Source organism: Arthrobacter sp. 4R501 (assembly GCF_002929755.1).
Classification (GTDB): domain Bacteria; phylum Actinomycetota; class Actinomycetes; order Actinomycetales; family Micrococcaceae; genus Arthrobacter.
Map to the genome: position 1 here is coordinate 25,377 of NZ_PJIW01000014.1, position 15,201 is coordinate 40,577.

Annotated in this window: 13 protein-coding genes and 1 other RNA gene; 5 read left to right on the plus strand and 9 right to left on the minus strand. The window is 65.9% G+C overall.

Annotated elements, in window-relative coordinates:
- The first annotated feature begins 94 nt into the window (after positions 1-94).
- Positions 95-3,193, plus strand: a complete 3,099-nt coding sequence (locus CXR02_RS14730; RefSeq protein WP_104062750.1) for a S8 family serine peptidase — start codon at positions 95-97, stop codon at positions 3,191-3,193.
- An 81-nt stretch (positions 3,194-3,274) separates the two neighbouring features.
- Here CXR02_RS14730 and CXR02_RS14735 read toward each other — a convergent pair whose 3' ends face one another.
- The 4 genes from CXR02_RS14735 to CXR02_RS14750 are packed head-to-tail and all read right to left on the minus strand — an operon-like array spanning position 3,275 to position 5,633.
- Complete coding sequence (locus CXR02_RS14735) at positions 3,275-3,628, minus strand: serine protease inhibitor (RefSeq protein ID WP_104062668.1); 354 nt, start codon at positions 3,626-3,628, stop codon at positions 3,275-3,277.
- Positions 3,625-4,557: a 3-methyladenine DNA glycosylase gene (locus CXR02_RS14740; RefSeq protein WP_181037248.1), complete on the minus strand. Its 933-nt coding sequence runs from the start codon at positions 4,555-4,557 to the stop codon at positions 3,625-3,627. The genes CXR02_RS14735 and CXR02_RS14740 overlap by 4 nt, the downstream gene beginning before the upstream one ends.
- Entirely contained in the window at positions 4,535-5,110 is a 576-nt protein-coding gene (locus CXR02_RS14745; protein WP_104062670.1) for an SSI family serine proteinase inhibitor, read from the minus strand. Before CXR02_RS14745 ends, CXR02_RS14740 begins: the two co-directional genes overlap by 23 nt.
- Positions 5,111-5,150: 40 nt before the next feature.
- Entirely contained in the window at positions 5,151-5,633 is a 483-nt protein-coding gene (locus CXR02_RS14750) for a MarR family winged helix-turn-helix transcriptional regulator (protein ID WP_104062671.1), read from the minus strand.
- Positions 5,634-5,712: 79 nt separating this feature from the next.
- On the opposite strand from CXR02_RS14750, the gene CXR02_RS14755 reads away from it, so the two are divergent.
- Together CXR02_RS14755 and CXR02_RS14760 are read left to right on the plus strand one after the other, a co-directional pair.
- The gene (locus CXR02_RS14755) at positions 5,713-5,955 is read left to right on the plus strand and encodes a hypothetical protein (protein WP_104062672.1); all 243 of its coding nucleotides are present in this window, start codon (positions 5,713-5,715) and stop codon (positions 5,953-5,955) included.
- A 132-nt stretch (positions 5,956-6,087) separates the two neighbouring features.
- A complete protein-coding gene (locus CXR02_RS14760) occupies positions 6,088-6,303 on the plus strand; it encodes a hypothetical protein (RefSeq protein ID WP_058930164.1) in 216 nt (71 codons plus the stop codon).
- 89 nt (positions 6,304-6,392) lie between these two features.
- Here the strand turns inward: CXR02_RS14760 and CXR02_RS14765 are convergent, their stop codons facing one another.
- Entirely contained in the window at positions 6,393-7,751 is a 1,359-nt protein-coding gene (locus tag CXR02_RS14765) for an aspartate kinase (protein ID WP_058930163.1), read from the minus strand.
- Between the two features lie 216 nt (positions 7,752-7,967).
- On the opposite strand from CXR02_RS14765, the gene CXR02_RS14770 reads away from it, so the two are divergent.
- Positions 7,968-8,939, plus strand: a complete 972-nt coding sequence (locus CXR02_RS14770; RefSeq protein WP_104062673.1) for an ABC transporter ATP-binding protein — start codon at positions 7,968-7,970, stop codon at positions 8,937-8,939.
- A complete protein-coding gene (locus tag CXR02_RS14775) occupies positions 8,936-10,087 on the plus strand; it encodes an ABC transporter permease (RefSeq protein WP_104062674.1) in 1,152 nt (383 codons plus the stop codon). Before CXR02_RS14770 ends, CXR02_RS14775 begins: the two co-directional genes overlap by 4 nt.
- A 112-nt stretch (positions 10,088-10,199) precedes the next feature.
- Here the strand turns inward: CXR02_RS14775 and recR are convergent, their stop codons facing one another.
- The 4 genes from recR to CXR02_RS14795 form a co-directional block, all read right to left on the minus strand.
- On the minus strand, positions 10,200-10,799 hold the full coding sequence (gene recR / locus CXR02_RS14780) for a recombination mediator RecR (protein WP_056348564.1): 600 nt from the start codon (positions 10,797-10,799) through the stop codon (positions 10,200-10,202).
- 63 nt (positions 10,800-10,862) lie between these two features.
- A complete protein-coding gene (locus CXR02_RS14785; RefSeq protein ID WP_104062675.1) occupies positions 10,863-14,249 on the minus strand; it encodes a DNA polymerase III subunit gamma and tau in 3,387 nt (1,128 codons plus the stop codon).
- A 66-nt stretch (positions 14,250-14,315) separates the two neighbouring features.
- Positions 14,316-14,412: signal recognition particle sRNA small type (gene ffs, locus CXR02_RS14790), an RNA gene on the minus strand.
- Between the two features lie 217 nt (positions 14,413-14,629).
- Positions 14,630-14,956 (minus strand): hypothetical protein, encoded by a 327-nt coding sequence (locus CXR02_RS14795; protein ID WP_104062676.1) that lies wholly within the window; start codon positions 14,954-14,956, stop codon positions 14,630-14,632.
- Positions 14,957-15,201: the final 245 nt, after the last annotated feature.

A 15,201-nucleotide genomic window follows, 5' to 3' on the forward strand; every position in this document is an offset into this window, starting at 1 on the left:
GCTCGTGAAATCAACTGGAAAAAGCCCCATTCGGGGCGGGGGACTCCGGAAAGCAGCGGCATTGGCCGTGGGCTTGCCGCTGCTCCTTTCTTCGATGGCGATGAGCCCCGCTATCGCGGCGCCCGCTGAAGCAAACACGGCAGTTGCCTCAAAGAAGATCAACCCCGGCGACTACCCCGCCGGCCGCTACATTGTGGTCCTGGCCGAGAGGCCGGCGGCCACCTACGACGGCGGGACTCCCGGACTCGCAGCGACGAAGCCCCAGAAGGGCCGCAAGCTTGACGCAGACCGGCCCGAAGTCCAGCAGTACCAGGCGCACCTTGAGGGCAGGCAGAACGCTGTGGCCGGGTCCGAAAGCGTCCGGATCAAGCGTCAGTACACGGCTGCCATCAACGGGTTCTCGGCCGATCTGACCGCCGACCAGGCCGCTAAGCTCGCCAAGGACCCGGCCGTCCTTATCGTGGCACCGGACACGGAGAACGCGCCGGATTACTCCAGCACGGACTTCCTTGGGCTCAGCGGTGAAAACGGCCTCTGGAAGACTGCCTTCGGCGGACAGGAAAATGCCGGCAAAGGCGTCGTAGTTGGCGTTATTGACTCCGGCTACACCCCCTCCAACCCGTTCTTCGCCGGGGACGACGTGCAACCACTCGCCGGCCAGGCCCAGGTGGGCGCCCCGTACCGCACCGCGGACGGCAACATCGCCATGCTCAAGTCCGACGGCGACACCTTCGTCGGAGAGTGCCAGAAGGGCCAGGGAACCGGGGCGGCGTTTGACGGCAGTGCCTGCAACTCCAAAGTCCTGAGTGCCCGCTACTTCGCTGACGACTACATGGCGTACGTGGCGCCGGAGAACCGCGCGCCCGAAGAAGTGATTTCGCCCGTGGATGTGGGAAGCCACGGAACGCACACGGCCAGCACCGCCGCGGGCAACGCGAACGTCCGGGCCAACCTTGGTGCAACCGATATGGGCATCACCGGCGGCGTGGCGCCGGCGGCAAAGATCTCCGTCTACAAGGTGTGCTGGGAGGACGACAACCCGGCCACGGGCGGGTGCTACAGCTCCGCGTCCGTGGCCGCGATCAATCAAGCCATCCTGGACGGCGTGGATGTGCTCAACTACTCCATCTCCGGCAGCACCTCAACCACCACGGACCCGGTTTCCCTGGCTTTCCTTTCCGCGGCGTCCGCCGGAATCTTTGTTGCGGCATCCGCTGGAAACTCGGGACCCACGGCAAGCACCGTGAACCACGGCGCTCCGTGGCTGACCACGGTGGCCGCGAGCTCCTTCTCCACGGAGTTGCAGGGAACCGTCGAATTTGAGGACGGCAGCAAGTACCGCGGCGCCAGTCTTATGTCCGCTCCCGTTCCTGCGAGCAACGTTGTGCTGGCGGCAAGTGCCGCAGCCGCCGGCGCAGCAAACCCGGAACTGTGCGCACCCAATGCGCTGGATCCCGCCAAGGTGACAGGGAAGATTGTTGTCTGCGACCGCGGGGTGGTGGACCGCGTAGCCAAGAGCGCCGAGGTGCAGCGCGTCGGCGGTATCGGCATGATTCTGGTCAACGTAACCACCTCCTCCGAGGACCTTGACCGCCACGCAGTCCCGACAGTGCACGTGAACCCGCCGGCCACGCAGCAGATCAAGGACAAGATCATCGCCAACCCCGGCATCAAGGTCTCCCTGGTGAACACGGATACCACCGGCCTTCCGCCCGCGCCGCAGCCGCAGATCGCCGGCTTCTCCTCCCGGGGCCCGCTGCTCGCTACCGGCTCAGACTTGCTCAAGCCTGACGTGGCGGCGCCGGGTGTGGCAGTGCTGGCAGGCGTTTCGCCCATCGGTTCCGGCGGCGACCAGTTCGGCATGATGTCCGGGACGTCAATGGCCGCGCCGCACGTGGCCGGATTTGGCGCCTTGATTCTGGCCAAGAACCCCACATGGTCTCCGGCCACCGTCAAGTCAGCCATGATGACCACGGCAGCTGACATCAAGAACGCAGACGGCAGCCGGAACGGTGACGTGTTCGCCACCGGCGCCGGCCAGGTGGACATTGCGCGGGTCCTGGATCCCGGCCTGGTCTACGACAACTCCGAGGACGACTACCTGAAGTTCATCCAGGGAACGGGCCTGGACCTGGGCATCCCGGGTCTCGGAACAACCGCACCGCGGGATATGAATGTTGCCTCGTTCGCGCTGGGGGCACTCACCGGCAAGACAGAGGTCACGCGGACTGTCACCGCGCTGACCCCAGGCGTTTACCGGGCCAAGGCCAGCGTTCCCGGCGTCAAGGTGACGGTCACGCCGTCGATCCTTAGCTTCAACGCTGCCGGCGAGAAGCGCACCTTCCAGGTCAAGTTTGAGAACACCAGCGCTGCCTTGGGGCAGTTTGCCATGGGCAACCTCGTCTGGCAGGGTGCCGGCAAGAACGTGGCATCGCCGGTGGCCGTCCGCCCGCAGTCGGTGGTGGCACCGGCAAACCTGGCGTTTACCTCGGAAGGGGGCCAGGGGCAGGGCGACATTCCGGTGGTTTCGGGCACCAACGCGCCCGTGAAAATTACTTTGGACGGCCTGTCCAAGGCTGACTCCTCGGCCATCGAACTGGTTCCAGGGCCGCTGGCCCTGGAAACGGACGCGTCCAACTTCGCCAAGGAGGTCACCGTTCCGGCAGGATCGCCGTTGGCAAAGTTCTCCGTCTTTTCCTCGGACGAGGCCGCCGACTTCGACATGGTGGTCTTCAACCCGGCGGGCCAGGCCCTGCTGGCCCAGACGGCCTCTGCCAGTGAATCAATTTCGGTTCCGAACCCGGCTCCGGGCGTTTACACGATTCTTGTGAACCTCTACGCAAGCCCCAATGGGCAGCCCACGAAGGCGTCCGTGGACGCTGCGGTGTTGGGAGCCAACGTGGGAAATGCCACGGTGACCCCCAATCCGCTGCGGCTCGGGAACGGCCAGTCGGGCATTCTGAAGCTCCAGTGGAAGGATCTCGCTGAAGGCTCCTATATCGGCCGGGTGACGTTCGCCGGTTCGAGCGCGCCCACCTTCGTCTCTGTGGTTGTCACACCAGGCAGTGCTTTGGTGGTCCCTGCTGATGAAACTGCCGGTGACCCTGCCAACGACAAGAAGGACAAGGTCAAGAAGGAAAAGAAGAAGCAGGAGGTCCCGGAGTTCTCCGGAAACCGCAACATGGATCTCTAGCCCTTCAGCAACAGCATGGGAACGCCGCCGGACCGCTTGGTTCCGGCGGCGTTCCCGTTTTGCGGAGGCTGCCGCCGATGGTCAGATTTCGCCGCGGGAACCAGTTGTCCCGCCGAGCAGGGGAGCCATGGCGCGCCAGCGGGAGATTTCACAGCCATCGGTTCGCCGGAAAGTCACACTGACGGGACGGCCGTTGATGGAGCCGGTCACAACGGCCACCTGCGGCCCGCCGTATTGCTGCGTGCAGAGTTTCGGGGGGGCCGGTTTAGGAAAGAAAATGTCCTCACCGAAGCGTTCCATCGCTGACAACGCTGCTGCGGGATCGGGCACGGTGCAACCGTCAGCAGGGCGGCCATCGCGCACAATCAGCCGGAACTCGTACTCGGGGGAGCCGGGGTCTTCCGTGACCCTGATGGTCAGCTCGAGGTCCTTCATGCCGTCCCCGCAGTTCGAAGCGGTGCCAAGGCCTGCGCCAGGCGCCCTCGGAGCGCAGCAGCCTCACCGGCGAAGGCGCGCTGGTGCTCAACGTAGGCCGCTTTGCCTTCCGCGGTTTCGATCCGAATGGGCGGGTAACCCCACTCCGCGAGGTCGTAGGGGGAGGCCTGCATGTCCATGGCCCGGATCCGCCAGGACAGTTCGAAGCAATCCATGACCAGTTCGCTGGGAAGCGCGGGCAGCAGTTTGTACGCCCACTTGTAGAGGTCCATGTTGGCGTGCAGGCAGCCCGGCTGTTCCATGTGCCGCTGGTTTTCGCGGCTGGGCGCCAGTTCGTTCAGTGCAGTCGCGTCGGGCGTGTAGAAGCGGAAGGCGTCGAAGTGTGAGCACCGGATCCGGTTGTCATCCACCACTTTGTCCGTGCCGGCCGAACCCAGCCTCAGTTGCAGGTATTCATGGCGCAGGTCGAATTTGTCCTGTCGGTAGACCATGGCCCATTCGTGCAGCCCGAAGCAGCCGAGCTGCGCGGGCCGGGCAGCGGTGCCGCGAAGAATGATGTCCGCGAAGGCCACAGCCTCGTGCCGGTCGGCCAGGAACCGGGCGCGGTCAAAAGTCACGGCAGGGGTTCCTGGCGGCAGCCCAAGGGAGGCGAGTTCGCCGTCGTCGAGCGTTTGGTAGTGCTTCCAGCCCATGCGGGCGGACGCCGCTTCAGCGGTCAGTACGACGCCGGCTCCCGGGTGCCAGCGCAGCAGTTGGCCAGGCTTCTGGGTGTAGTAAGTGAAAAGAAAGTCCTCCACCGGGTGCTTCCGACCTGCCGAGCGGCGGGCAAGGTAGGGATCCGAGTAACGGCGGACGCGTTGGGCGTGCGCTTCCTCGCGGGCACGCCAGGCATCGGCCGTCAGCAGGCTACGTTGCTCCACCGCTGGCACCCAGGACGTCCTGGGCTGCGTTCCAGGCACCGATTTCGCAGCCGTTGGTGCGCGCGAACGTGGCATCCACGGGAGTATCGTCCACAATCCCGGTGACCGTGGCGGTCTGCGGGCCGCCGTATTGTTCGGTGCAGGCCACGTCTTTGCTCTTGGGGGCCGGGCTGAGGAGCGCAGCGTTGTTCTTGAGGGCAGCGCACGCAGCCTCCGGCCTGGGGTGCTTGCTCTCAGCCGTGGGGAGGCCGCCGCGGCAGACCAGCGTGTAGTTCACTGCCGCTTCGGTGGGAGAGGGCCTGACCATGATGGCAAGCTCGGCGTTGCCGGCGCCGGGGCCTGCCGTCGGGGCCGGGGGTGCGGAAGGTGACGGCGCAGGGACGGTGGTCTCGGTGTCCGGAGCGGGGGACCCGGAAGTGCCCGGGCTGGCGGAGGAACTGGTTGTGGGGCTAGCTGTGGGGCTGGCGGATGAAGTCCCGGTCCCGTCAGGCGTGCCCGTACAGGCGGCGAGCCCGGCAATGGCGAGGACCGCCAGCAATGGCCGTACTGTTCGCAAACGCATGGACCCTCCTAGGTTGCTGCCATTTTACGCCTTGCCGCATTTACTCCCCGACGGGTTGCCCGTTGGATCCGGCGGAGGCGGCTATGAGCCCCATCATGGATTTGTGCAGCGCCCCCACCTGCTCACGGGTCAGCCCCAGGCGTTCCATCATGGTGCCCGGGACGGCAATGGCCTGCTGACGCAGCGCTGCGCCGGCGGGCGTCAGGCCCACGGCAAGGCTGCGTTCGTTTCCGTCCACCCGCTGGCGGGTGACAAATCCGGCCTCCTCCAGTCGCCGAAGAAGCGGTGAGATAGTGGCCGGGGCCTGCGCCAGGGCCTCACTGATGCTGCGCAGGGTGCGGGGTGCTGATTCCCACAGGCACAGCATCACGAGATATTGCGGGTGGGTGAGTCCGAGCTTTTCGAGGACGGGCTTGTAGGCGCCCACTACGCTTCTGGATGCCACGGTGAGGGCAAAACAGAGCTGTTGCTCCAAGAGGAGGTCATCGTCCTGCTGCCGCGCGGCGCCGGCCCGTACCGTCATCACATTCCTCCAATAGTTAGTGCACTAATTGTTAGCGTACACTGGAGCAGTAATTGGTTCTATCGAAGGGGTCACGTTCATGGGCAGAGGAAAGTCAGCTGACAGGGGCAACGCATCCCAGCGGTTCATGCGGGCAACCGGCAAGCTCAGGGCAATTTTCGGCCCGGCCAACCGCAGTTCCCTGGGGCATGATATGACCGAAGAGAACCGGGCACTCCTGGCTCAGCGCGAGCGGGAAACCCAGCAATGGGAAACGGTCACGCGCCCGGACGGCAGCACGTATGTTGTGCCCAGGAACCCGGACGACCAGTCCCTCCGCTGAGCCCCTCCCGGCCTCCCCGCCAGGCCGAACCTCACCAGGCCCTTTTTGGGGCTGCGGGCGTAAAATAAGGGCACTGACTCCAAAAGGAGGTAGCGGCTCTTTCGCCCGCAACGCGGGAAGGGGGTGGAAACAATGGGACATGCGCTCACCGGTTTTATGCACGCGACTGACAGGCTCCGTTTTGTCTTCGGGCCGGCAACGCGTCTGGACGCGGATTCGCCCGTGCTCCACAAGCATGATCAGTTCGAGCAGGCCTCTGATGAGGACCTTTCCCACTTCGTAGTGGAAACAGATTCCGAAGGTCATCACTACGCCGTGCGCCGCGAAGAATTGGACAAGCAGGGCTGAGCTGCCCGCTTACACCCTAAAAAAGCAATGTTCTGGTGGCCGGTAGATCCGGCCCCAGAACATCCTTTTTTAGTGCAGTACGTTAAGGCTTAGCGCCCCGTGCCGCCGTAGACGGTTGCCTCGTCCTCGCTGTCCAGGTCGAAGGCCTTGTGGATGGCACGGACGGCGTCATCGAGGAGATCGGCGTGTGTCACCACGGAGATCCGGATTTCCGAGGTGGAGATCATGTTGATGTTGATCCCGGCGTCGGAAAGGGCCTTGAAGAACGTTGCGGAGACGCCCGGGTGTGACCGCATGCCGGCCCCGATCAGGGACAGTTTGCCGATCTGTTCGTTGTATTCGATGTTCTCGAAGCCGATGTCCGGCTGCGCGGCCTTGAGCGCTTCCAGGGCCTCCGCGCCTTCAACGATGGGGAGCGTGAAGGAAATGTCCGTCCGGCCCGTGCCGTGCGTCGAAACGTTCTGCACGATCATGTCGATGTTCGAGTGGGCGTCGGCAATGACCTGGAAGATCGCAGCCGCCTTGCCGGGGATGTCCGGTACACCCACCACAGTGACCTTGGCTTCGGAACGGTCGTGTGCAACGCCGGAGATGATTGGCTGCTCCAAGGCAACTCCCTCTTGAGTGGTGATCTTGTCTTCGGCGCTGGGGATGACCCAGGTGCCTTCGTTCTGGCTGAATGAGGACCGGACATGCAACGGCACGCCGAACCGGCGCGCGTATTCAACGCAGCGCAGGTGCAGGATCTTTGCGCCGGACGCCGCGAGTTCCAGCATTTCCTCGCTGGAGATGGTGTCGATTTTCTGGGCGGACGGCACCACGCGGGGGTCTGCGGTGTAGATGCCGTCAACGTCTGTGTAGATCTCGCACACGTCGGCGTCGAGTGCGGCCGCAAGGGCGACGGCGGTGGTGTCCGAGCCGCCGCGGCCCAGGGTGGTGATCTCGTTGGTGCTGCGGCTCATGCCCTGGAAGCCAGCCACGATCGCGATGTGCCCTTTGTCCAGGGCCGTACGGATACGGTGCGGATCGACGTCGATAATGCGCGCCTTGCCGTGGATGCCGTCCGTGATCATGCCGGCCTGGGAGCCGGTGAAGGACTGTGCTGAGGCGCCGAACTTGTTGATGGCCATGGCGAGCAGGGCCATGGAGATGCGCTCACCGGCCGAGAGGAGCATGTCCATCTCGCGGGCAGGGGCGGAATCTGTCACCTGGGCGGCGAGGTCCAGCAGTTCGTCGGTGGTGTCGCCCATGGCGGATACGACCACCACCACTTCGTTGCCGGCCCGCTGCGCGTCGACCACGCGCTTTGCGACGCGCTTGACGCCCTCGGCATCCGACACGGAGGAGCCGCCGAACTTCTGCACAATCAGCTGTTTGGTCACGGCAGTGCCTTCGGGCAGCTCCTGTGGCTGCGTTGCTGTGTGCACTTCGGAAGTGGGCGTACTCATGCGCGTACCTTCACTGGATCAATCGGAGTTCTGGAGGTCAGGCACGGCCTTGCTGCTGGACGGCGTGACGTGTCAGCCCAGTTTATCGCCGCCTGTGGCCGGACGCGGAATTGTGTCCAAATCTCAGCCTTCCGGCGGATACTGCGCCCGTCGGCTCAGGCGTAGGCTCATATAGTCAGTATGCATGAACGGCTTTGGGGGACAGGTGCTCGGGAAATGACAGAAAACTGGGACAGAATAGGCATTCCGGCCCAGCCGGAAAGCCCGCGCCAGGACGGCATCAGCGCCACCGCGGTGAGCCGCAGCTTCGGGCAGGTGCACGCCGTCGAGCACATGGATTTCCATGCTCCGGCGGGAAAAGTCACCGCACTCATCGGCCCCAACGGTGCCGGCAAAACCACGCTGTTGCTCATGCTGGCTTCACTGTTGGCGCCGGATTCCGGCACTGTCACGGTGGATGGGCTGGATCCGCAGCACCACCGCGCGGAAGTGCGGAAAAGGATTGGCTGGATGCCGGACACCCTGGGCGTGTGGGAGTCCCTGACCGCCCGTGAGATCCTCACCCAGATAGCCCGTTTCTACCGGCTGCCCAAGGCCGGAATCCCGCAGCGCGTCACAGGGATGCTGGACCGGGTCCGCCTGAGTGACCTTGCAGACCAGCCGGCCCGTGTCCTGTCCCGGGGGCAGCAGCAGCGCCTCAGCCTGGCCCGCGCACTGATACACGATCCGTCCGTGCTGCTGCTCGATGAGCCGGCGTCGGGCCTGGACCCGGGATCGCGGGTGGAGCTGCGCGTGATGCTGCGGCAGCTTGCGGCGGAGGGGAAGTCCATCGTTGTCTCCTCCCACGTGCTCAGCGAGCTGGACGAGATTGCGGACGCAGCGGTGTTCGTCAACCGCGGGAGGACGGTCCGGCACCAGACCACGGACGCGGCTGCCGCCTCCGGCAGGCGCTACGCCATCTCGGCAACCGACGGCGCAGCGCTCGCCGCCAAACTCACGGACTTGGGCCTGGCGTTCCGGGTTGAGGACGGCCGCCGGCCGGCCGTCAGCCTGGTGTTGCTGAACGACGACGACGCCGCCCGCCTCCTGCGCGACCTGGTGCTGGCCGGCGTCGGGGTCAGTTCCTTTGCCCCCGCCTCGGGTGCCCTGGAAGAGACTTACATGAACCTTGAGGGGGAGCGGCGATGAGCCAGCTGACAGAACCAACGCAGCGCCCGCCGGCTTCCGGCTTTGGTGCCGGCTACCTTGCCGGCATCCGGGACGTGGTGGTCCTGGAACTCAAGCAGCGGCTCCGGTCCCGCGGCTGGTACATCATGCTGGCCATCTGGTTCATCCTGACGGGCCTGGTGACCTGGCTGACGTGGGCCAGCTGGAATGCCCAGCGCGAAGCCCAGCGCGCCTACTCCAACTTTCTGCCGCCCGACACCGGTCCGGGGTCCATGATCTTCGAGGTGGTCCTGGCCTTTGTCCTCCTCTTCGCATTGCTGGTGGCGCCAGCGCTGTCTGCCAATGCCGTCAACGGCGACCGCGCCGGCGGGACCCTGGCCATCCTGCAGGTGACCCTGCTCCGTCCCGGACAGATCCTGTGGGGTAAGTTCTTCGCCGCGTGGGCCGCCGCCCTGGCCTTCCTGGTTGCCAGCACGCCGTTCCTGGTCATCGGAGTGGCCCTCGGCGGCATGACGCCGGGCCACGTCATCGTGGCTCTGCTGATGCTGGCGGTTGAACTGGGCGTGGTGTGTGCCATCGGCGTCGGAATTTCCGCGCTGGCGGGGCGCCCGCTGTTCTCGATTGTGGTCACGTACCTTGCAGTGGCCGGGCTGGTTTTCGGTTCCCTGATCGCCTTCGGCCTGGGCACAGGGCTCTCGCAGGGCACCGTTATGGCCAACCAGGCGCAGTACCGCAATGTTGAACCGCTGCAGCGGGTACCCGACGAAACGGCGCCGCAGGAACCGGAGTACACCTGCTCCGGACCGCTGCGTGCCCAGCCAGCAGTTCGCACCGAAAGGGTGGCGTGGATGCTGGCCATGAACCCTTACGTGGTGGTGGCCGATGCCATCCCCTACACGGTCCGAGTCAACAGTGGCCTCGGAATGTCGTCACCGGTGGGGGCCATCGAATCCATCAGCCAGGGTGCACGCTACGCCATGGCCGGTCCGGAGGGCACCTACCCCTGCGCCAACGGGGAGGCCAAGCCGCAGTACCTGGCACAGTCCACTCCCTTGTGGCCGCTGGGGCTCGGCCTGCAGCTGCTGCTTGCCGGGCTGCTGATGTGGCTGGGCTGGCGCTCGCTGCGCACCCCGGCACACAGGCTGGCACGCGGAACCCGCATCGCCTAAGCCGGTGTGCCCGACGACGGCTCAGCCCGGCCCCCTGAACCCAGGGGGCCGCCGGTCTTCCTTAGCCTGTTGCCTTAGCCTGTCGGCCTGACCAGGTCAGGGGCAGGTCCGCTCAGGTTAGCGCGTTGCGGCGGCCTTCGAATGCACGCCCGAGGGTGACCTCGTCGGCGTACTCAAGATCGCCGCCCACAGGCAGCCCGGAGGCCAGACGGGTCACCACGATGCCGATTGTCTTCAGCATCCTGGCCAGGTACGTGGCCGTTGCTTCGCCTTCGAGGTTGGGGTCGGTGGCGATAATGACTTCCTGGATGGCGCCGTCGTTCAGCCGTGTCAGGAGTTCCCGGATCCGCAGTTGTTCGGGCCCAACGCCGGCAATGGGGTTGATGGCTCCGCCCAGCACGTGATAGCGGCCGCGGAAGGACCGGGTGCGCTCCACGGCGAGGACGTCCTTAGACTCCTCCACTACACAAATGACTGACGGGTCGCGCCGGGGATCCCGGCAGATGTTGCACAGTTCCTGCTCGGTGACGTTGCCGCATACCGTGCAGAACTTCACGCGTTCCTTCACCATGGTGATGGCTTCCACGAGTCGCTTCATGTCCTGCGGGTCCGCTTCGAGGATGTGGAAGGCAAGCCGCTGGGCGGATTTGGGACCGACACCGGGAAGCCGTCCGAGCTCGTCGATCAGCTCCTGGACTGCACCTTCGTACACGTTTTCCTCTTTTGGCTTGGCTTGGGTAGTGAATGGAGTTGCGGGAGTACGAGCGCCAGGTGCCTAGAACCTCGCAACGATGGGGCTTCCGTCCGGGGACCGCTCCTCGATCAGCTTCCCGCCCAGAATACGCTCGACGGCGGCGCGTCCAAAGACACCGGATTCCTCAATGGTTTCATCGTCCGCGCTCGGTATGTCCTGGACGTAGGTTGCGGCGGCAGCCCTGGCCGGCGCCTTGGCACGCCCGGCTTCGGCCTCGGGGCTGTTGGACAGGCGCTGGTAAAGACTCTGCCGGGCGGCAGCAGCGGACTCGGACGTCGCCGGTGCCGGCTGCAGGGGTGCGGCAGCGGGAGCAGTCGATGCCATGGCGTACTCACGAACTTCAGCTGGTTCGGGAACGGCTGCTTCCATTGGCGGGACTGCCGGAGCTGCCGGGGCTTGGCTGGCTGGCGCGGGGTTGTTGGGCGCCGCGGATTCTGGTGCGGGGCCTTGTAGTGCGGGGGTCTCTGGCGCGGAGCTCTGCGGTGCAGCTGAATGATGTGCAGCTGAATATGGTGCGGGGATTTCGGTGGTTGCGGTGGGGGCTACGGGCGGCAAACCCCAGCTGGCGTCGGCATCGGACTGGCTCACGACAGCTGACGTCTTGGGGACCTGGGCGGTGGCGGGCTCGTAGCTGGGCGCAGGAGCGGTTTCCGTGGCCTCTTCCGGGACGGGCGTGTTCAGGCTTTTGCCAACATTGGGCTCGGTGCCAACCACCCATACGCCCGGCGCCTGCTCGACGGCCCGGCCCCACGGATCCAGTGCCGGATCGGGTTGTGAAGGAGCGGCCGATGCCGCACCGGAGGACCTGCCAGCTGGGGACGTCTTTGCTGCTGCGGCCTTTGAAGCACCTCGAGCGGGGCGCTTGGCGGGTGCGGCCGCTGAAGGCTCAGGCTGTGAAGGCGACAGTCGTGGGGTAGCCGCAGCCGAGGGATCCCAGTCCATGGGTGGTTCCTCGTCCAGTGGCGGAGCATCTTCGTCGCGCGGGGGACCCCAGTCGTCATCGGAGTAGGCATACGAACCGGCGGTGGCATGAGGCTCAGCTGGTACCGACTCTCCTTGGGCGGCTGGTACCTGGGCGGCTTCAGTGGCTGCCGACGCGCTGACGTCGCCGGTGTGCTGGACAGTTTCTGCAATAGCTGCCGCGCCTGCAGTCGGCGCAGGTGCAGCAGTGGCAGGAGGCACGGCCGGTTCGGGAGCACGCGTCGCGGGGGAGGGGGCTGGCGAAGGTGCCGGCGCGGTGGCCAGGACCTCAGGCGTGGAAACGGCGCTGGCAGGGGCCAGACCCCACGCGACATCGGCTGAACTGGCCGGAGCTTCCGGGCTGGCTTCCGGACTAGCGGGAGCTTTTGGGTTTGGCTCAGCGCTCGCTGCCCTGTTGGCGCCACCGGCGACTGCGGTGATCTGGCAGTCGATGCCCACTGTTTTGTGGATCGCCTGCCGCAGGTTTTCGGCGTGATCAGCCCGGCCGAAGGCGCCAGCCAACCCGGTAGTGCTGAACGACAGTGTCAGGACCTGGCCGTCAAAGGCGCCCACCTGGGCGTTCGGCTCAACCAGGGCCCACGTGCTGCGCTTGATCTTGGAGAGTGTCTGCAGAACTTCCGGCCAGGCACGGCGCAGGACTTCGACGTCGCCTGTCCCGGCGGCCCCAGTTCTTGCCGCGCCAGTTCCTGTCGCGCCAGTTCCTGTCGCACCGGCCGGTGCAGCAGTGGCAGGGGCATGGCCAACCGAAGCGGGCGCAGCCGGGGCAGGTGCAGGGGTGGCAGGAGCCGTGTCAGCGCCGGTGCCTGCAGACGGGGTGGCCGGGGAAACTGCGCGGGGGGCGTCTGCCCCGGTCTCTGGGGTGGGCTGACCGGATGCCTGCGGTGTGGGCGCGGGCCGCCTGCCTGTGGACTCGTCAACCGGCCAGTCGTTGGTGCTGACCCTGGGCGGCATCAGCGACGGCCTGGTCTGTTCGGCTCCGGTTGCCGGTGGCCGGGCCGCCCCTGGACCGGCAGCCGCTGGCCCTGAAGGCTGCTGCGCAGCAACCGGCGCCGCAGCAACTTGCTGTGCTGCGGCGGGAACCGCAGCAATCGGAAGTGCCGCAGCGGGCGCCTCAGAAACGGCTGGCGCGGAAGCTGCTGGTACGGAAACAGGTGCAGCAGGAGCCGGCGTTGCCGCTGCCGGCACCGCGGAAACCGCAGCGGGTCCAGCCGAAACCGCAGCACCAGCCGGAGCGGGAGCGCCGACGTCGTTCCCGGCGTAATTCAGACGCCGCTCCACGCGGTCGATCCGCGCAGCAATGCCGCGTTCCGTCTGTTCCGAACTGGGGAGCAGGATGCGGGCGCAGAGAAGCTCAAGGTGCAGGCGCGGAGACGTGGCGCCGGTCATCTCGGTCAGCGCAGTGTTGGTGACATCAGCGGCGCGGGAGAGCTCGGAAGCCCCGAGGTTGTGCGCCTGGTTCTGGAGCCGGGCGATCTGGTCCGCAGGCATGCCGCGGAGGATGACCTGGGCGCTTTCGGGCATGGCCTGGACGATGATGAGGTCGCGGAAGCGTTCCAGCAGGTCCTCGACGAAGCGGCGGGGATCGTGGCCGGTCTGCACCACGCGGTCCACAGCCCGGAAAACGGTGGCGGCATCTGAGGCGGCCACAGCTTCCACCACGTCATCCAGCAACGATGCGTGGGTGTAGCCGAGGAGGGCTACGGCAAGTTCGTAGTCGAGGCCGTTGGGTCCGGCGCCGGCCATCAGCTGGTCCAGCACAGACAGGGAATCGCGGACGGAGCCGCCGCCGGCCCGGACCACCAGGGACAGAACGCCGGGAGCCACGGGAACGTTTTCCTGGTTGCAGAGCAGCTCCAGGTACGCCATCAGCGGCTCCGGCGGGACAAGCCGGAACGGGTAGTGGTGCGTGCGGGAGCGGATGGTGCCGATGACCTTGTCCGGCTCCGTTGTGGCGAAGATGAACTTGATATGTTCCGGCGGTTCTTCAACGATTTTCAGCAGGGCGTTGAACCCGGCCGAGGTGACCATGTGGGCCTCATCGATGATGAAGATCTTGTAGCGGTCGCGGACCGGAGCGTACGTTGCGCGCTCGCGGAGGTCCCTGGCGTCGTCCACGCCACCATGGCTGGCGGCGTCGATCTCGATGACGTCCAGGGAGCCTGAGCCGCCGCGGGCCAGTTCAATGCAGCTGGGGCACGTACCGCAGGGCGTATCCGTGGGGCCTTGGGCGCAGTTGAGGCAGCGGGCCAGGATGCGGGCGGAGGTGGTCTTTCCGCAACCGCGTGGGCCCGAGAAGAGATAGGCGTGGTTGACACGGTTTTTCCGCAGTGCCGTCATCAGCGGCTCGGTGACATGTTCCTGCCCGATAACGTCAGCGAAGGAGTCCGGGCGGTATCTACGGTAAAGGGCGGTGGTAGTAACAGTCACGAGAAAACCCTACCAATCCGGGCAGACAATCAGGATCCCTCGCGGACGGCCGCCCTATGGGGGAATAGTAAAGACCCCCCATGCACCCGCCAGAGCCCGTTTACCCTTGCTACCTTCCGGTCCTGGGGGAGTTCAACAGGATGACGCCACATGAGGGGCCGCAGACAAGTTTACCCGAAGATTCAGGAAGGTCCGGACGGCCCGTTCGCGGGCCCGCGGTGGCCCGGCCGGGTGCTCCGCCGGGTGCCCTCTCGCGGCCCGGAATATCCTGATGAGCTGCCCGGACCCGCTTGAGCGGTGCTGGCCCGCACCGCTCAAGCGGGCCACGGCCGCGAAAGCTGGCGCAAATGCGAAAGCGGGTTCCAAGGCCCGGACGCCAGCTAGCGTCGCCAGCCGTCCACCGGCCAGGTCATGAATGCGGGCTCCTCGTAAGGGTGCGCCGCGCGCAGGGCCAGCACAACGGCGTCGAGCATCTCTTCCTCCACAACGCACTCCACCCGGGTTTCCGGCACGCGTTCGACCGCGCCGACGGCCCCGATGAACGGCTCGGCACCCGGCAATGGAGTGAAGCGCCCGGTGCCGGGGGAGGTGAACGTGCAGTGCGAATAGTTCCCGATCCTGCCCGCGCCGGCGTCCCCGATTGCCGCGATCAGCGGCTCCGTGTGTGTCTCCGGAACGTAAACCACCAGGGCGTTCAGCTGTGTCATGGCCTCATCCTGCCAAGAAGGCAGGCTAATGGGCAGCGATTTTCATTGCTTATCCGGCGGGTAGGGCCGATCATGGATATGTACACCGATTGGGGCAATCTCAAGGTTGTGAGCTGCGGGGCCTGGCTGGAGGGCCGGACCCGGCAGCTCAACGGTGTATCGGAGGAATGGGCGCATTGGGGGCGTCCATTTTTACGTTAACGGGCTAGCTGGAGCCCGGATTGGCGCGTGCGGTAACAGTCCGC